At 60.6% G+C, this 16,527-nt stretch carries 15 protein-coding genes and 3 pseudogenes; 9 read left to right on the top strand and 9 right to left on the bottom strand.

The window, feature by feature from the left end:
• Positions 1 to 21 precede the first annotated feature (21 nt).
• From LPQ25_RS20510 to LPQ25_RS20490, 5 genes are read right to left on the bottom strand one after another with little or no spacing between them, the layout of a single operon-like run.
• The gene (locus LPQ25_RS20510) at positions 22 to 717 is read right to left on the bottom strand and encodes an ABC transporter ATP-binding protein (protein ID WP_002890126.1); all 696 of its coding nucleotides are present in this window, start codon (positions 715 to 717) and stop codon (positions 22 to 24) included.
• Complete coding sequence (locus LPQ25_RS20505) at positions 710 to 1,492, bottom strand: ABC transporter ATP-binding protein (protein WP_004151354.1); 783 nt, start codon at positions 1,490 to 1,492, stop codon at positions 710 to 712. Before LPQ25_RS20505 ends, LPQ25_RS20510 begins: the two co-directional genes overlap by 8 nt.
• Positions 1,479 to 2,528 carry a branched-chain amino acid ABC transporter permease gene (locus LPQ25_RS20500; RefSeq protein WP_004144594.1) on the bottom strand — a complete coding sequence of 350 codons (1,050 nt, stop codon included), beginning with the start codon at positions 2,526 to 2,528 and terminating at the stop codon, positions 1,479 to 1,481. The genes LPQ25_RS20505 and LPQ25_RS20500 overlap by 14 nt, the downstream gene beginning before the upstream one ends.
• Complete coding sequence (locus LPQ25_RS20495) at positions 2,528 to 3,427, bottom strand: branched-chain amino acid ABC transporter permease (protein WP_002890128.1); 900 nt, start codon at positions 3,425 to 3,427, stop codon at positions 2,528 to 2,530. Before LPQ25_RS20495 ends, LPQ25_RS20500 begins: the two co-directional genes overlap by 1 nt.
• A gap of 19 nt (positions 3,428 to 3,446) precedes the next feature.
• Complete coding sequence (locus LPQ25_RS20490) at positions 3,447 to 4,553, bottom strand: ABC transporter substrate-binding protein (protein ID WP_004147267.1); 1,107 nt, start codon at positions 4,551 to 4,553, stop codon at positions 3,447 to 3,449.
• Between LPQ25_RS20490 and LPQ25_RS20485 the strand changes: the two genes are divergently transcribed.
• Positions 4,546 to 4,689 carry a hypothetical protein gene (locus LPQ25_RS20485; RefSeq protein WP_004144596.1) on the top strand — a complete coding sequence of 48 codons (144 nt, stop codon included), beginning with the start codon at positions 4,546 to 4,548 and terminating at the stop codon, positions 4,687 to 4,689. The genes LPQ25_RS20490 and LPQ25_RS20485 overlap by 8 nt on opposite strands.
• A 439-nt stretch (positions 4,690 to 5,128) precedes the next feature.
• On the opposite strand, the gene eutC is transcribed toward LPQ25_RS20485, so the two are convergent.
• The 3 genes and pseudogenes from eutC to eat all read right to left on the bottom strand — a co-directional run.
• On the bottom strand, positions 5,129 to 5,905 hold the full coding sequence (gene eutC / locus LPQ25_RS20480; protein ID WP_004151353.1) for an ethanolamine ammonia-lyase subunit EutC: 777 nt from the start codon (positions 5,903 to 5,905) through the stop codon (positions 5,129 to 5,131).
• On the bottom strand, positions 5,902 to 7,290 hold the full coding sequence (locus LPQ25_RS20475) for an ethanolamine ammonia-lyase subunit EutB (RefSeq protein ID WP_012737472.1): 1,389 nt from the start codon (positions 7,288 to 7,290) through the stop codon (positions 5,902 to 5,904). The genes eutC and LPQ25_RS20475 overlap by 4 nt, the downstream gene beginning before the upstream one ends.
• A gap of 9 nt (positions 7,291 to 7,299) precedes the next feature.
• Positions 7,300 to 8,364, bottom strand: a pseudogene (eat, locus tag LPQ25_RS20470) (ethanolamine permease); the annotation flags it as partial.
• A gap of 41 nt (positions 8,365 to 8,405) precedes the next feature.
• Here eat and LPQ25_RS20465 point away from each other — a divergent pair.
• Positions 8,406 to 9,768, top strand: a pseudogene (locus LPQ25_RS20465) (IS3-like element ISKpn1 family transposase).
• Between the two features lie 32 nt (positions 9,769 to 9,800).
• Here LPQ25_RS20465 and LPQ25_RS20460 read toward each other — a convergent pair.
• A pseudogene (locus LPQ25_RS20460) lies at positions 9,801 to 10,127 on the bottom strand (ethanolamine permease); the annotation flags it as partial.
• Positions 10,128 to 10,189: 62 nt separating this feature from the next.
• Between LPQ25_RS20460 and LPQ25_RS20455 the strand changes: the two are divergent.
• From LPQ25_RS20455 to tauD, 7 genes are all read left to right on the top strand, one after another.
• Entirely contained in the window at positions 10,190 to 10,318 is a 129-nt protein-coding gene (locus tag LPQ25_RS20455; protein WP_012737473.1) for a hypothetical protein, read from the top strand.
• A gap of 82 nt (positions 10,319 to 10,400) precedes the next feature.
• Positions 10,401 to 11,810 carry an S-methylmethionine permease gene (gene mmuP, locus LPQ25_RS20450; RefSeq protein ID WP_012737474.1) on the top strand — a complete coding sequence of 470 codons (1,410 nt, stop codon included), beginning with the start codon at positions 10,401 to 10,403 and terminating at the stop codon, positions 11,808 to 11,810.
• Positions 11,797 to 12,729, top strand: coding sequence for a homocysteine S-methyltransferase (mmuM, locus tag LPQ25_RS20445; RefSeq protein WP_004144601.1), 933 nt, complete (start codon positions 11,797 to 11,799; stop codon positions 12,727 to 12,729). The genes mmuP and mmuM overlap by 14 nt, the downstream gene beginning before the upstream one ends.
• A gap of 239 nt (positions 12,730 to 12,968) precedes the next feature.
• A complete protein-coding gene (gene tauA / locus LPQ25_RS20440) occupies positions 12,969 to 13,931 on the top strand; it encodes a taurine ABC transporter substrate-binding protein (RefSeq protein WP_002890192.1) in 963 nt (320 codons plus the stop codon).
• 11 nt (positions 13,932 to 13,942) lie between these two features.
• Positions 13,943 to 14,710 carry a taurine ABC transporter ATP-binding subunit gene (gene tauB / locus LPQ25_RS20435; protein WP_004893960.1) on the top strand — a complete coding sequence of 256 codons (768 nt, stop codon included), beginning with the start codon at positions 13,943 to 13,945 and terminating at the stop codon, positions 14,708 to 14,710.
• Positions 14,707 to 15,534 (top strand): taurine ABC transporter permease TauC, encoded by an 828-nt coding sequence (gene tauC / locus LPQ25_RS20430; RefSeq protein ID WP_002890196.1) that lies wholly within the window; start codon positions 14,707 to 14,709, stop codon positions 15,532 to 15,534. Before tauB ends, tauC begins: the two co-directional genes overlap by 4 nt.
• On the top strand, positions 15,531 to 16,382 hold the full coding sequence (gene tauD / locus LPQ25_RS20425) for a taurine dioxygenase (protein WP_004147277.1): 852 nt from the start codon (positions 15,531 to 15,533) through the stop codon (positions 16,380 to 16,382). The genes tauC and tauD overlap by 4 nt, the downstream gene beginning before the upstream one ends.
• Positions 16,383 to 16,527: the final 145 nt, after the last annotated feature.

Here is a 16,527-nt window from a genome sequence, read left to right as displayed (position 1 = left end):
CCCAGGCAGTTTTGACCATGCCTATCCCCCCAGATACATCCGCTTAATTTCCGGATTAGTCAGCATCTCCCGCGCCGCGCCTGACAAGGTGATCCGGCCATTCTCCAGGACATACGCCCGATCGGCGATCGCCAGCGCGGCCGTCGCATTCTGCTCCACCAGCAGCACCGTCATATTCTCTTCGCGCAGTTGCTTAATGATGCCGAACAGCTCGCCGACAATTTTCGGCGCCAGCCCGAGGCTCGGTTCATCCAGCATCAATAACACCGGCTCGCTCATCAGCGCCCGGGCGATGGCCAGCATCTGCTGCTCGCCGCCGCTCATGGTGCCCGCCATCTGATGGCGCCGCTCCTTGAGCCGCGGAAAGAGGGCGTACATGCGATCGCGCAGGCGGGCGTAGCCGGCGAGATTATTGTAAGCGCCCATGCGCAGGTTTTCTTCGATGGTCAGGTTGGTAAAGACGCGCCGTCCCTCCGGCACCAGCGCCAGCCCGCGACGCACGATCTGGTGGGTCTGGCTGCGTGAGATATCGTCGTTGAGGAAGCTGACGCGCCCACTGGAGCGCACCAGGTTGACGATCCCGTTCAGGGTGGAGGTTTTACCGGCGCCATTGCTGCCGATCAGGGTGACGATTTCCCGGTCATAGACATCGATATCGACGCCCTTCAGACCCTGGATCACGCCGTAAAAGACCTTCAGTTCCCGGGCGTTAAGCATAATTGGCTTCTCCCAGATAAGCGGAAATGACGTCCGGATGCTGGATCGCCTCGGCCATCAGGCCGCTGAACAGCGGCTTACCGTACTCCAGAACCATCACCCGCTCGCACAGGCGGTTGACGAAGGGCATATCGTGCTCGATTAACAGGACGCTTAGCTGATAGTCATGGCGCATGCGGAAGATCAGCTCCGCCAGATCCTCGGTCTCCTTCGGGTTCATCCCGGCGGCCGGCTCATCGAGCAGGAGCAGCTTCGGCGCGGTGGCCAGCGCGCGGGCGATCTCCACTTTGCGCTGGTTGCCATAGCTTAGGTTTGTGGCCTGCATATGGGCGAAGTGGGCGATGCCGATATCCTCCAGGATGGCCATCGCTTTGGCTTTCGCCGCCCGCTCGGCCGGAAAGTAGCGACCAATATGCAGGGCCGCCTCCAGCAGCGAGTAGCGGCTGGCGCGGTCGAGCCCGACCATCACGTTCTCCAGCACCGTCATGGAGTTAAACAGGCGGATATTCTGGAAGGTGCGGGCGATCCCGGCGTTCACCACCTGGTTGGGCTTCAGCCCCTTCAGCGACGTGCCCGCCAGGGTGACGCTGCCGCTGGTGGGTTTATAGTTGGCGGTAATGACGTTAAACAGGGTTGTTTTGCCCGCGCCGTTAGGGCCGATAAGGCCAAAGATCTCCGCCTCGTCAACATGGAAGCTGACGTTGTCGATGGCCCGCAGGCCGCCGAACTGCATGGTGACGTCCTGCACCTGCAGGATAACGTTATTTTCCGCCATAGCCGCCGCTCCTTCTTCCGGTCTGCCAAATCTCTTTTTTCCCCAACAGCCCCTCGCGGGCGAAGAGCATGATAATCAGCAACAGCAGGGAGAAGACCACCATTCGCAGGCCCGGGTACGCGCCGAGATCGTGACCGAAGAACTGCAGCGGCTGATCGAGGAAGCGCAGCCACTCGCCGCTGCCGACCACCAGCACGGTGCCGAGCAGGGCGCCGGTGGTGCTGCCGAGCCCGCCGAGGACGATAATAATCAGCAGCTGGAAGGTGAGCATAAAGTCGAACAGCCCTGGGGAAATGGTGGTCAGCAGGGAAGCCAGCAGACCGCCGCCGATCCCTTCGAAGAAGGCGCTGGTGGCGAAGGCGCAGGTTTTAATGCGGAAGGTGTTGACCCCCATGGCGATCGCCGCATCTTCATCGTCGCGAATAGCTTTCATCATCCGGCCATACTTCGACCACACCAGCTGGAGGATCATGCCGGTGGCCAGCAGGGCGAACAGCCCGCACCAGAACAGGAGATGCGGCTGCTGCGGAATATCGTTCAGCCCGATGGCGCCGTTGGTGATTTGCGGGTTGTTAATGGCGAGGATCTTGATGATAAACCCAAAGCCGAGGGTGACAATGGCCAGGTAGTCGCCACGTACCCGGAAGACCGGCACGGCGAGGCACACCGCCAGCGCCGCCGCGCACAGGCCGCTTATCAGCAGGGCAGGGAGGAAGCCCGCGTGCAGGCTGAGGATCCACGGGCTGGGGGCGGCCATTTCAAACATGTCTACCTTGCTGTCGCTGGAGAGGATCAGCAGGGCGGTGACGTAGGCGCCCACCGCCACGAAGCCGTTCGGCTCCAGCGACAGCTGGCCGGTCACGCCGTTGATCAGGTTGTAGCTGACCGCGAGGATCATAAAGATAAAAATGGTGCTGATGACACGAACAATGTAGTCATTGAAAACCACGTTGATTCCGGCCAGCAGCGCGATACAGATGACAATAATTACCAGGTTGCGCAGCTGCGCCCCGGCGGTCGTCGTCGCGTTGAGCATCAGAAACGGCTCCTTTCCAGACGTTCGTCGCCCATAATGCCGACCGGGCGGAACAAGAGGACCAGAATCAAGAACAGGAAGGCGAAAGCGTCTTTATAGCCGCCCAGTTCGGGGAAGATCGCCACGGCGACCACTTCGGTAAAACCGAGGATAAAGCCGCCCAGCACCGCGCCGGTGACGCTGCCGATCCCGCCCAGCACGGCGGCGGCGAAGGCCTTCAGGCCGATAAGCACGCCCATCAGGGGATCGATCGTCGGGTAGCTGATGGAGTAGAACACGCCGCCGAGCGCCGCGAGACTACTGCCGAGGGCGAAGACCAGGGAGATGATCCGGTTGGCGTCAATGCCCATCAGGCGCACGGTGTTGACGTCAAAGGCCACCGCGCGGATCGCCATCCCATAGCGGGTGCGGTACAGCAGCCAGAGGATCGCCAGCAGCAGCAGGACGGTGATCAGCGGCACAATCCACGCCACGTTGGTAATGATGACGCTGCCGAAGGCCCGGGTCTGGTTGAAAAAGTCAGGTGCGGAGAAGAAGCGCGAGCTGCCGCCAAACAGTACGTTAAACAGGTTTTCGAGAAAGAAGCTGACGCCGATGGCGGTGATCAGCATGGAGATTTTCGAGGCCTGACGCAGCGGACGATAGGCGACCCGGTCAATCAGCATACCAAACAGGCCGCACAGCCCGAGGGTCAGGAAAACGGCTACCCCGAAGGGTAGCCCAACCGAAGAAAATAAAAACAGCGTACTAAACGCGCCGACCATCATCACGTCCGCATGGGCGAAGTTGATCAGCCGCAGCACGCCATAAACCATCGTATAACCGATGGCAATCAGGGCGTACATGCCCCCAAGACTCATTCCATTGACCACTTGCTGGAGAAAAATGGCGCCGTCCATTTTGTAGCCTCGTCACAACTTAAGGGTTAACCACGGTACGAAACGCCAGCTTGCCATCTTTCACTTCGTTGATGACCGCGCTGCGAATGGCGTCGCCGTTCTGTAACGTCAGCGTGCCGGTCACGCCCTGGAAATCTTTGGTGGCGCGGATTTTTTCATTTACGCAGACCCGATCGTGGGGATCGCTGCACTGGTTCATGGCGTTGACGATGACGTTATAGGCGTCCGCCGCCATTGCGCCCCAGGTATGGGTCGGCTGCTGGTATTTGGCTTCCCAGGCTTTGATGAAGGTTTCCCCCGCCGGGGTCTGCTCTTTGGCGTTCGGCGAGTAATAATCGGTGGTCATATAGCCGTTGACCGCGTCTTTACCGACATCGAAGAAGACCTGATCCGCGGCCAGACCGTCGCCGCCCACCACCGGTTTGTTGAGCCCCAGCTGTTTAGACTGCACGGCAATCAGCGCCCCTTCGGTGTAGTAGATCGGCATGTAAATCATGTCGACATTCTTCGCCTTGACGCTCGCCAGCTGGGCTTTAAAGTCCTTGCTGCCGCCCGGGGCCTGGACCTCGATGGGAATGGTGCCGCCGTTTTTCAGGAACTGGGTGCGGAACGCTTTCGCCAGGCCGACGGAGTAGTCGTTGCTGCTGTCAAACACGATGGCGGCGGTTTTGGCTTTCAGATCGCGGGAGGCCAGATTGGCCCCGACCACCCCCTGGAAGCTGTCCGAGAAGCAGACCCGGCTGACGTAGGGATGGTTGCGGGTGACGCGGTCGTTGGTGGCGGTGGAGGAGACCAGCGGCGTTTTGCTGTCGTCGGCGATTTTGGTCATCGCCAGGGTGTTGGAGGAGGTGACTTCCCCGATCACGGCATCCACTTTATCGCTGGAGACCAGGCGCTGCATGGCGTTGGCCGCTTCGACTTTGTCGCTTTTATCATCGATAACGATAAGCTTGATGGTATCGCCATTTTTTAATGTTGGGGTGATGGCCTGAATAATGTCCAGCCCCTTCTGCGACGGCTGGCCATAGCCGCTGAGGGCGCCGCTCAGGGGTAATACCACCCCGATTTTAATTTCCGCTGCCTGCGCGCTGCTGGCGCCGACCAGCGCGGCAACCAGCGTGGCCATTAAAGACGCTTTCCCGGAAAACGATTTCATTGGTATTTCTCCGTCGGTCGATTATTTATCTTTAACCATCAATGACTGCATAACATTGAGGAATAATGCGCCAGCGTATCCGGCGAATTATTGGCTGTTATGTTGAATGGATAACGAGATATATGCCCTAAATAATTCGAGTCGCATGAAGGCGGCAAGTAAGCGAGTCCCCAGACGCTTACAGAAGTAAGTGACTGGGGGAGAGAACACAGCCAACGCACATGCAACTTGAAGTATGACGGGTATTTTTAATGCGCTGATTTACCTTACAACGTCCGTTTCGTTTTTACTCATGCAATATTCTTATTACCTGCAGGGAAGGGCATAAGGCTGGCGACAACACGGTTTTTGGTACGGTGAAAGCATTTTGCCGGGGGGCGACTGGCGCCTTACCCGGCCTGAAAAATACGCCATATAAACCGCTGGCACGGCTTCCGTAGACCCGTACCAGCGAAGCGCCGCCGGGCAATTTCAGCACGCGGCGGAATATAAAGTCAGGTGCACAAGATAATATTAAAAATCTATTCTGCTGCTCGCGTGACTTATTATTTTAAAGGGGGCAACGGTTTTATTTTACCATGCAGCGCCGGATTATCGCTTTCATCTTTCAGACCCACCCCGGTAAGCCGGCGCAAAAAAGCCTGCTCCAGCAGCCAGGCCAGTTTAAAGGCGGCGGCGTCATGGCTTAATCCCTCCGGCCGAATATTGGAGATACAGTTGCGCTCAGACTCCAGGCGCTGACGATGAGGCTGCCAGGTGAGGTAGACGCCGAGGCTGTCCGGCGAGGAGAGACCCGGTCGTTCGCCAATCAGGATCGCCACCGCGCGGGCTTTCAGGGTTTCGCCAATATCATCTCCCAGCGCTACCCGCGACTGATGCGCCAGCACCACCGGCGCCAGGCCGATACCCAGCGTCTGCAGATAGGGCAGCAGGGCGCGGATCAACGGCACCGCCTGGCGCTCTACCGCCCAGGAAGAGAGGCCGTCGCCGATCACCAGCAGCAGGTCGGCGGGGCGGACGCCGCTGGCGGCGAGGTCGGCGCGACTCTCGTCGGCGAGCCGCCGCCCGAGATCCGGGCGCCGCAGATAGGTATGACGGTCCGGCGCGGCGCTGTGCACCGTCAGGGCGTCGAGGCCGAGCGCCGCCAGCGGCGCCACCAATTGTTGGCTGGCGAACGGCTGATGAATGGCATCCCGCGCTCTGGCATGGGCCAGACCAAAGTTGAGGACTTCGCGGGTCGGCAGACTGGCGCCGCTGCGCCCCAGGGCGATCCGCGCATCGGTAAATTCACGCAGCGGGTTCCAGGCATCGGGACGGTTCATACGGAGGCTCCTTGCGGCAGGACGGACAGCAGCGGATGGCGGGCGTCGGTGAGCCGCAGCGCGCCGTGCGGATCGATAATCTGCATCTTCGCCAGCCAGTCGGCGAACTCCGGGGCATGCTTTAAGCCCAGCAGACGACGGGCGTACAGCGCGTCATGGAACGAGGTGCTCTGGTAATTGAGCATGATATCGTCCGCTCCGGGCACGCCGATCAGGAAAGTGAGCCCGGCAGCGCACAGCAAGGTCAGCAGGGTGTCCATATCATCCTGATCCGCTTCCGCGTGGTTGGTATAGCAGACGTCGCAGCCGATCGGCAGGCCCATCAGCTTGCCGCAGAAATGATCCTCCAGCCCGGCGCGAATAATCTGCTTGCCGTCGTAGAGATACTCCGGACCGATAAAACCGACCACGGTATTGACCAGTAGCGGTTCAAAGTGGCGGGCGACGGCGTAGGCCCGCGCCTCACAGGTTTGCTGATCGACGCCGTGGTGGGCGTTGGCCGACAGGCAGCTTCCCTGGCCGGTCTCAAAATACATCACATTGCTGCCGAGGGTACCGCGCCTGAGGCTCAGGGCCGCCTCGCGGGCCTCCTGCAGCATGGCAAGATTGATGCCGAAGCCGCTGTTGGCCGCTTCGGTACCGGCCACCGACTGGAACACCAGATCCACCGGCGCGCCGCGCTCAATCAGCTGCAGCGTATTGGTCACATGGGTCAGAATGCAGGACTGGGTAGGGATGGCGAAGCGCTGAATAATATCGTCCAGCATGACGTTCAGCTGCGCCAGCACCGGTAAGCTGTCGCTGGCCGGGTTGATGCCGATCACCGCGTCCCCGGCGCCGTACAGCAGCCCGTCGAGCATACTGGCGGCGATGCCTTTCAGGTCGTCGGTAGGATGGTTGGGCTGCAGGCGTACGCTGAGGTGGCCGGGCAGGCCGATGGTGTTGCGAAAGCGCGTCACCACCTGGCATTTGCTGGCGGCAAGGATCAGATCCTGATTGCGCATCAGCTTACTGACCGCCGCCGCCATCTCCGGGGTGATGGCGCGGGCGACCCGCTGCAGCGTGGCGGTATCGGTAGCATCATCCAGCAGCCAGTCGCGAAAATCGCCGACCGTCAGGTGACGCAGGGCGGCAAAGCCCTGCGCATCATGGGTGTCGAGGATCAGGCGAGTCACTTCGTCCTGCTCGTAAGGGATAAGCGGGTTGTCGAGAATGTCGGTCAGCGGCACCTCGGCGAGGGCCATTTTCGCCGCCATCCGCTCTTCGGCTGAGGTGGCGATAACCCCTGCGAGGGCGTCGCCGGAGCGGGCTGGCGACGCTTTCGCCATCAACGTTTTCAGACTATCAAAGCGCCATACCTGGCCCGATAGCGTGGTTTTATACATGCCGCCTCCTCAGGAGACCGTGCGCAGTTGAGGATCCACTGGCGCCCGTTCACGGGCCGCTGCGGTTTTGCGGAACCACAGGTAGCCGCCGAGCATCATCGCCGCGAAAATCAGCGCCAACAGCAGGTTATACCAGACCATCGCCACCAGGCAGAGCACCGCCATGCCGAGGGCAAAGGCCGGCGCCAGCGGGTAGAGCGGGGCGCGGAACGGACGGATCAGCTTCGGCTCGCTACGGCGCAGTTTGAACAGCGCCGCCATGGAAGTGATATACATAACAATAGCCCCAAATACCGACATGGTGACGATGCAGGCGGTCAGCGGCATGCCGCTGATGGTGATCAGCGAGTCGGAGAAGATCGCGGCGATCCCGACCACGCCGCCGGCGAGGATCGCCAGATGCGGGGTGCGGGTGCGGCGGTTGAGGGAGGCCAGCCCGGCGGGCAGATAGCCGGCGCGGGCGAGGGAGTAGATCTGCCGCGAGTAGCCCATAATGATGCCGTGGAAGGAGGCGACGAGGCCAAACAGCCCCAGCCACACCAGCATATGCAGCCAGCCGCTGCCGTTGCCCACCACCGTCTTCATCGCCTGGGGCAGCGGATCGTTAATATTGGACAGCGCGCGCCAGTCGCCGACGCCGCCGGCGAAGACCATCACGCCGATCGCCAGCACCGTCAGCGTCAGAATGCCGCCGCCCAGGGCGCGGGGAATGGTGCGCTGCGGATCTTTGGCCTCTTCGGCCGCCATGGAGGCCCCCTCAATGGCGAGGAAGAACCAGATGGCGAACGGAATGGCGGCGAACATCCCCGGCAGCGCCAGGCCGCTGAAGCTATCCGCGCCCGCCCAGCCGTTAGTGGTGAAGTGGCTCCAGGAGAAGCCGGGGGCGACTACGCCCATGAACACCAGCAGCTCGAAGATGGCCAGCAGAGTGACGATCAGCTCGAAGGTGGCGGCGATGCCGACGCCGAGAATATTGAGCGTCATAAAGATCACGTAGGCGCCGCAGGCGACCCATTTCGGATCCAGCGCCGGAAACTGCACGTTGAGGTAGGCCCCGATGGCCATGTGGACTGCACCCCAAAAGTTGGACACCCAACTGAGTAAGGTGCAATTTTATGGCTAAACCAAAGTATTCCCCTGAAACAAAACTGGCTGTGGTTAATCATTATTTGTCCGGTAAAGACGGAGAACAGAGTACAGCCGACCTTTTTGGTATTGAAAGAACATCTGTCCGTCGCTGGGTCAGGGCATGGCAGTTCCACGGTGCAGAAGGCCTGACTGCAAAAAATAATCATTATTCCGATGAATTTAAACTCGTGGTCGTCCGGGCGGTTATCAGTGACCGCCTGACGATGCGTGAAGCGGCTGCCCGGTTTAATCTCTCCGCAGAAATACTTGTCCGGCGCTGGCTCGACGTGTACAACGATGCCGGAGCGGAAGGTCTTTTAAACATGCAATGCGGACGGCCCGGACAAATGACAAAGCCAAAAAATATCCCACCACTGACAGATAAAGAGCTGGAAAAACTCTCCCCGAAGAGCTCAGGGCCGAACTGCGTTATCTGCGGGCAGAGAATGCCTATCTAAAAAAGTTGAAAGCCTTGGTTCAGAGCGAAAAAAATGGCAAAAAGCCCTGATAATCAGTGAACTAAGGCATGAACACGCTCTGCGGGACCTTCTGCGGGCGGCCGGTATGTCCCGTAGCACGTGGTATTACAATATGAATGCACTGAAGCAAGGGGACAGGTATGCGGGTCTTAAAGAGAACATCAGGAAGATATACCACTATCACAAAGGTCGTTATGGCTACCGCAGGATCACGCTCGCACTGAGAAAACAGGGGCTGCGGATAAACCATAAAACAGTGCAGCGGCTGATGGCAGAACTGTCACTCCGGTCTGTGATAAGGGCGAAAAAATATCGTGCCTGGAAAGGGAGAACGGGCGAGGCCGCGCCCAATATCCTGAGCCGGAACTTCGGTGCGTCAAAAGCCAACGAAAAATGGGTAACAGATGTGACAGAGTTCCCGGTACAGGGAAAAAAGCTTTACCTGTCGTCAGTTCTCGATCTGTTTAACCGGGAGGTTATCGCCTACAGCCTGTCGGAAAGGCCGGTGATGGAGATGGTGAATACGATGCTGGACGGTGCGTTCCCGAAGCTCAGACCGGGAGATGCTCCGCTGCTGCACTCGGATCAGGGCTGGCATTACAGGATGAGGAGCTATCAGGAACGTTTAAAGGCGCATGGGATGACGCAGAGTATGTCGCGTAAAGGAAACTGCCTGGATAATGCAGTGATGGAAAACTTCTTCGGGACCCTGAAATCGGAGTGTTTTTATCTGAGGGAGTTCAGGAGTGTCAGTGCGCTAAGAAAAGCCGTAGAGGACTATATCCATTACTACAACAACGAGCGGATAAGCCTGAAATTAAAAGGCCTGAGTCCGGTAGAGTACCGAACCCAGGCTCTGAGAGCCGCTTAATATGAACCATCCAACTTTATGGGGTCAGTCCACATGGCGATGGCCGGCGGGGCGAAGACGAATTCAATCAGGGTGGCAAAACCAGCGATAAAGCCGCCGGTGGGCCCGAAGGCGCGGTAGGCATAGGCGAAAGGGCCGCCAGCGTGCGGGATGGCGGTGGTCAGCTCGGTAAAGCTGAAAATAAAGGCGCAGTACATCGCGGCGACCGCCAGGGCGACGACCATAAACCCCATCGTGCCCGCCTGCGACCAGCCGTAGCTCCAGCCGAAGTACTCCCCGGATATCACCAGTCCGACGGCGATCCCCCATAAACGAAAACTGCCGAGCGTTCTTTTTAAGGTGGTGGTGTGCTCTGTCATACGTATTGCCTCGCCAGATAGAAAGGTGCTGAACGACAGGCTGCAAAGAGAGTGCCAGAACGTTGTCTGCCGCGATAAGGCGTCAGTCCGTGGCGCGCCCGCTGGCGCTGCGCAAAAATGGGGCAGGCTGCACGCTGTCGGCGCGCGCGCTGGTGCAGCGGCTTTGCTTTTTCAGCGGCGGCACGGTATAACACTTCTTCTTTTGGATGTTTAGATGTCTATACGTTTATACGCAGCATGACCCGGGCAAGCGGGCTGGCGTGAGAAAATAAAATGCAAAGCACAACACAACAACAAGGTGGGCAGCTGAAGCGCACCATGAAAACGCGCCATCTGATCATGCTGTCGCTCGGCGGCGTGATTGGCACCGGCTTATTCTTTAATACCGGCTATATCATCTCCACCACCGGCGCGGCCGGGACGCTGCTGGCGTATCTGATTGGCGCCCTGGTGGTCTGGCTGGTGATGCAGTGCCTTGGCGAACTGTCGGTGGCGATGCCAGAGACCGGCGCCTTCCACGTTTACGCGGCGCGCTATCTTGGCCCGGCGACGGGCTATACCGTGGCGTGGCTCTACTGGCTAACGTGGACGGTGGCGCTGGGGTCGAGCTTCACCGCGGCGGGATTCTGCATGCAGTACTGGTTCCCGCAGGTGCCGGTCTGGATCTGGTGCGTGGTGTTCTGCACAGTGATCTTCGGCCTTAACATCATTTCGACGCGCTTCTTCGCCGAAGGCGAGTTCTGGTTCTCGCTGGTGAAAGTGGTCACCATCGTCGCGTTTATTATTCTCGGCGGCGCGGCCATTTTCGGCATCATTCCGATGCAGGATGGCTCGCCGGCGCCGGGCCTGCGCAATATCACCGCCGAAGGTTGGTTCCCGCACGGCGGCCTGCCGATCCTGATGACCATGGTGGCGGTGAACTTCGCCTTCTCCGGGACGGAGCTTATCGGCATTGCCGCCGGAGAGACGGAAAACCCGCATAAGGTTATTCCGGTTGCCATCCGCACCACCATCGCCCGGCTGATTATTTTCTTTATCGGCACCGTGTTTGTGCTGGCGGCGCTGATCCCGATGCAGCAGGCGGGAGTGGAGAAAAGCCCCTTCGTGCTGGTGTTTGAGAAGGTGGGCATCCCTTATGCGGCGGACATGTTCAACTTCGTGATCCTGACGGCGATCCTGTCGGCGGCTAACTCCGGCCTGTACGCTTCCGGGCGGATGCTGTGGTCGCTGTCGAACGAGAAGACGCTGCCGGCCTGCTTTGCCAAAGTCAATAAACGGGGCGTGCCGGTGACCGCCCTGTCGGTGAGTATGCTGGGCGGCGTGCTGGCGCTGTTCTCCAGCGTGGTGGCGCCAGATACGGTGTTTGTCGCGCTGTCGGCGATCTCCGGTTTTGCGGTGGTGGCGGTGTGGTTGAGCATCTGCGCCTCGCACTTTATGTTCCGCCGCCGCCATCTGCAGCAGGGTAAGGCTCTGAGCGATCTGCAGTATCGCGCTCCCTGGTATCCGGTAGTGCCCGTTCTGGGCTTTGTGCTGTGCCTGGTGGCCTGCGTGGGCCTCGCTTTTGACCCGAGCCAGAGAATTGCGCTGTGGTGCGGGATCCCCTTTGTGGCCCTGTGCTATGGTGCCTGGTATCTTACTCGTTCACGGAATATGACTCAGGAGCCCCAACATGTCGCAGACTAATCCGTTTACCGCCCTGCTTGCCGCCCAGCCTTTCGTGCTGCTGGACGGCGCCATGGCCACCGAGCTGGAGGCCCGCGGCTGCGATCTGGCCGACAGCCTGTGGTCGGCGAAAGTGCTGCTGGAGAACCCGCAGCTGATCCGCGATGTGCATCTCGACTACTTTCGCGCCGGGGCGCAGGTGGCGATCACCGCCAGCTATCAGGCCACTCCGGCGGGCTTTGCCGCGCGCGGGCTGGATGAGGCGCAGTCCCGGGCGCTAATCGGCAAAAGCGTCGAGCTGGCGCGCAAAGCGCGCGAGGCGTACCTCGCCGAGAACCCGCAGGCCGGTACGCTGCTGGTGGCCGGTTCGGTGGGGCCGTATGGCGCGTTTCTCGCCGACGGCTCGGAGTATCGCGGCGATTATCAGCGCAGCGCGGCAGAGTTCCAGGCCTTCCACCGCCCGCGCGTCGAAGCGCTGCTGGATGCCGGCGCCGACCTGCTGGCCTGTGAAACCCTGCCGTCATTCGCTGAGATCCAGGCCCTGGCGGCCCTGCTGCAGGAGTATCCCCGCGCCCGCGCCTGGTACTCCTTCACGCTGCGCGACGCCGAACATCTCAGCGACGGCACGCCGCTGCGCGAGGTGATGGCCGCCCTGGCGGATAACCCGCAGGTGGTGGCGGTGGGGATCAACTGTATCGCCCTGGAAAATACGCCCGCGGCGCTGGCGCATCTGCACAGCCTGACGGCCCTGCCGCTGGTGGTCTATCCTAACTCCGGCGAACATTATGATGCGGTGAGCAAGACCTGGCACCATCATGGCGAAGCCTGCGCCAGCCTGGCGGATTATCTGCCGCAGTGGCTGGCCGCCGGGGCGAAGCTGATCGGCGGCTGCTGCCGCACCACGCCGAAGGACATCGCCGCGCTTAACGCGAAGCGCTAAATTTTTGCCGGGTGGCGCTGCGCTTACCCGGCCTACATATTGCGCGAACCGGATGCTGGGTAAGGCGTAGCCGCCGCCCGGCGCCAACCATCTGCCACTAACTCACCGCACAAAACCAACTATCCTTTCCCGCTTTTGTTCTAAAAACGATTCGCTATTAGCCAGAATTTTTAATTACTTCATCTCCATCCTGATGCCGGAAATACTGCACCTATAACAACTCAGGGGAAGCAGACATTATGGCATTCACATCGCGAATTACTCTTCTGGCGGCGCTGGCTGTCGCCGCCTTCCAGGCGCAGGCGGTCAACGTTACCGTGGCGTATCAAACCTCCGCTGAGCCGGCGAAAGTCGCCCAGGCGGACAACACCTTCGCCAAAACCAGCGGGGCGACCGTCGACTGGCGGAAATTTGACAGCGGCGCCAGCGTGGTACGCGCCCTGGCCTCCGGCGATGTGCAGATCGGTAATATTGGCTCCAGCCCGCTGGCGGTGGCCGCCAGCCAGCAGGTGCCGATTGAAGTGTTCCTGCTTGCCTCAAAGCTCGGCAACTCCGAAGCGCTGGTGGTGAAGAAAAGCATTACCAAACCGGAAGATCTGATCGGCAAGCGCATCGCCGTGCCGTTTATCTCCACCACCCACTACAGCCTGCTGTCGGCGCTCAAACACTGGGGCATCAAGCCGGGCCAGGTACAGATTATTAACCTGCAGCCGCCGGCGATTATCGCCGCCTGGCAGCGCGGGGATATCGATGGCGCTTACGTCTGGGCGCCAGCGGTTAACGAACTGGAAAAAGAGGGCAAGGTGCTGACCGATTCTTCTCAGGTTGGGGAGTGGGGCGCGCCGACCCTTGACGTCTGGGTGGTCCGTAAGGACTTCGCCGAGCAGCATCCGGAGATCGTCAAAGCGTTTGCTAAAAGCGCCATCGACGCCCAGCAGCCCTACATCGCCAACCCGGAGGCATGGCTAAAACAGCCGGACAACATCAGCAAGCTGGCGCGCCTGAGCGGCGTGCCGGAAGCCGATGTCCCCGGGCTGGTGAAGGGCAATACCTATCTCACCGCCGCTGAGCAGGCGCAGGCGCTGAACGGGCCGGTCAATCAGGCCATCGTCGATACCGCGCGCTTCCTGAAAGAGCAGGGCAAAGTGCCTGCGGCGGGAACCGATTATCGTCAGTACGTTACTGACCGCTTTGTGAAGTAAAGGAGGCGGCGATGCTGCAAATCTCGCATCTTTCCGCCGACTACGGCGGTAAACCGGCGCTGGCGGATATCAACCTGACGCTGGAGAGTGGGGAGCTGTTGGTGGTGCTGGGGCCTTCGGGCTGCGGTAAAACTACCCTGCTGAACCTGATTGCCGGATTCGTGCCCTATCAGCACGGCAGCATCACCCTCGAAGGTCAGCGGGTGACCGGGCCGGGCGCAGAGCGCGGGGTGGTCTTCCAGAATGAAGGTCTGCTGCCGTGGCGCAATGTGCAGGATAACGTGGCGCTGGGCCTCCAGCTGGCGGGCGTGGATAAAGCGCAGCGCCGGCAAGCGGCGGCGCAGATGCTGAAGAAGGTGGGGCTCGAAGGGGCGGAAAAGCGTTTTATCTGGCAGCTGTCCGGCGGTCAACGCCAGCGGGTGGGCATCGCCCGGGCGCTGGCGGCGAATCCGCAGCTGTTGCTGCTGGACGAGCCCTTCGGCGCGCTTGACGCCTTTACCCGCGAGCAGATGCAGACGCTGCTGCTGAAACTGTGGCATGAGACCGGCAAACAGGTGCTGCTGATCACCCATGATATTGAAGAGGCCATCTTCATGGCGACCGAGCTGGTGCTGCTGTCGCCGGGGCCGGGACGGGTGGTGGAGAGGCTGCGACTTGATTTCAGCCGTCGCTTTGTCGCGGGCGAATCCTGCCGCAGCATCAAATCCGACCCGCGCTTTATTGAACAGCGGGAATACATTCTGAGCCGGGTGTTTGACCAACGGGAGGCTTTCTCATGAGCGTGGTATTGAACGACAAACCGCGTCAGTCGACGCTGAAGTGGCGCTGGCCGCTCTCCCGTGAGCTCACCCTCAGCGTGGCGACCCTGGCGGTGCTGCTGGCCGTCTGGTGGGCGGTCGCGGCGTTGCAGCTGATTAGTCCGCTGTTTCTGCCGCCGCCGGGCCAGGTGCTGCAGAAGCTTATCACCATCGCCGGGCCGCAGGGCTTTATGGATGCGACGCTCTGGCAGCACCTGGCGGCGAGCCTGACGCGGATCGTTATCGCCCTGCTGGCGGCAGTGCTTATTGGCGTACCGGTGGGGATCGCCATGGGGCTCAACTCGACGGTGCGCGGGATCCTCGACCCGCTGATCGAACTCTATCGTCCGGTGCCGCCGCTGGCCTACCTACCGCTGATGGTGATCTGGTTTGGCATCGGTGAAACCTCGAAGATCCTGCTGATCTACCTGGCGATTTTCGCGCCGGTAGCCATGTCGGCGCTGGCAGGGGTAAAAAGCGCGCAGCAGGTGCGGATTCGCGCCGCCCGTTCGCTGGGCGCCAGCCGGGCGCAGGTGCTGTGGCTGGTGATCCTGCCCGGCGCGCTGCCGGAGATCCTCACCGGGCTGCGCATTGGTCTCGGGGTGGGCTGGTCAACGCTGGTGGCCGCTGAGCTGATCGCCGCCACCCGCGGATTAGGATTTATGGTGCAGTCTGCCGGCGAGTTTCTCGCCACCGATGTGGTGCTGGCGGGGATCGCGGTGATTGCCATTATCGCCTTTTTACTGGAACTGGGTCTGCGCGCGCTGCAGCGGCGCCTGACGCCCTGGCATGGAGAAGTACAATGAGTGAACGTCTGAGCATTACCCCGCTGGGGCCGTATATTGGCGCGCAGGTGAGCGGGGCGGATTTAACCCGTCCGCTGAGCGACAACCAGTTTGAGCAGCTGTATCACGCGGTGCTGCGTCATCAGGTGGTATTCCTGCGCGAGCAGAATATCACCCCGGCGCAACAGCGCGACCTGGCGCTGCGGTTTGGCGACCTGCATATCCATCCGGTCTACCCTCACGCCCCTGGCGTGGAAGAGATTATCGTCCTCGATACCCACAACGATAATCCGCCGGATAATGACAACTGGCATACCGATGTCACCTTTATCGACACGCCGCCCGCCGGCGCCATTCTGGCGGCGAAAGAGCTGCCGACGACCGGCGGGGACACCCTGTGGACCAGCGGCATCGCCGCCTGGGAAGCGCTGTCAGAACCCTTCCGGCAGCTGCTGAGCGGCCTGCATGCCGAACACGATTTCCGCAAATCGTTCCAGGAGTATAAGTACAACAAGACCGAAGCCGAGCATCGGCGCTGGCAGGAAGCGGTGGCGAAGCATCCGCCGCTGCTGCACCCGGTGGTGCGTACCCACCCGGTGACCGGCAAGCAGGCGCTGTTCGTTAATGAAGGGTTTACCACGCGAATTGTCGAGGTGAGTGAGAAAGAGAGCGCAGCGCTGCTGAACTTCCTGTTTGCTCATGTCACTAAACCGGAGTTTCAGGTGCGCTGGCGCTGGCAGCCGAACGATGTCGCTATCTGGGATAACCGGGTGACGCAGCATTACGCCAACGCCGACTATCTGCCGCAGCGGCGGATCATGCACCGGGCGACGATCCTCGGCGATAAGCCGTATTACCGGGCGGGGTAAGGCTTGTAGCCGGTTAAGGCATCAGCCGCGAGCCGCGGAGAACATTGCCCGCTGCTTTCCGGAGGCGGCGCCTGACGCGCCTTTTCCGGGCTACCGAACCGTCGGAAACGGTGAACCATAGCCCGGCTAAGGCGCAACGCGCCGC

It is taken from the genome of Klebsiella sp. KPN54798, from assembly GCF_021184225.1.
GTDB classification, from domain to species: Bacteria; Pseudomonadota; Gammaproteobacteria; order Enterobacterales; family Enterobacteriaceae; genus Klebsiella; species Klebsiella pneumoniae.
This window is presented reverse-complemented; position numbering and strand designations above follow the sequence as displayed.

Coding starts and splice junctions, on each gene's coding strand:
- LPQ25_RS20510 (WP_002890126.1), bottom strand. CDS start 717: ATGCTTAACGCCCGGGAACTGAAGGTCTTTTACGGCGTGATCCAGGGT.
- LPQ25_RS20505 (WP_004151354.1), bottom strand. CDS start 1,492: ATGGCGGAAAATAACGTTATCCTGCAGGTGCAGGACGTCACCATGCAG.
- LPQ25_RS20500 (WP_004144594.1), bottom strand. CDS start 2,528: ATGCTCAACGCGACGACGACCGCCGGGGCGCAGCTGCGCAACCTGGTA.
- LPQ25_RS20495 (WP_002890128.1), bottom strand. CDS start 3,427: ATGGACGGCGCCATTTTTCTCCAGCAAGTGGTCAATGGAATGAGTCTT.
- LPQ25_RS20490 (WP_004147267.1), bottom strand. CDS start 4,553: ATGGCCACGCTGGTTGCCGCGCTGGTCGGCGCCAGCAGCGCGCAGGCA.
- eutC (WP_004151353.1), bottom strand. CDS start 5,905: ATGAACCGTCCCGATGCCTGGAACCCGCTGCGTGAATTTACCGATGCG.
- LPQ25_RS20475 (WP_012737472.1), bottom strand. CDS start 7,290: ATGTATAAAACCACGCTATCGGGCCAGGTATGGCGCTTTGATAGTCTG.
- mmuP (WP_012737474.1), top strand. CDS start 10,401: ATGCAAAGCACAACACAACAACAAGGTGGGCAGCTGAAGCGCACCATG.
- mmuM (WP_004144601.1), top strand. CDS start 11,797: ATGTCGCAGACTAATCCGTTTACCGCCCTGCTTGCCGCCCAGCCTTTC.
- tauA (WP_002890192.1), top strand. CDS start 12,969: ATGGCATTCACATCGCGAATTACTCTTCTGGCGGCGCTGGCTGTCGCC.
- tauB (WP_004893960.1), top strand. CDS start 13,943: ATGCTGCAAATCTCGCATCTTTCCGCCGACTACGGCGGTAAACCGGCG.
- tauC (WP_002890196.1), top strand. CDS start 14,707: ATGAGCGTGGTATTGAACGACAAACCGCGTCAGTCGACGCTGAAGTGG.
- tauD (WP_004147277.1), top strand. CDS start 15,531: ATGAGTGAACGTCTGAGCATTACCCCGCTGGGGCCGTATATTGGCGCG.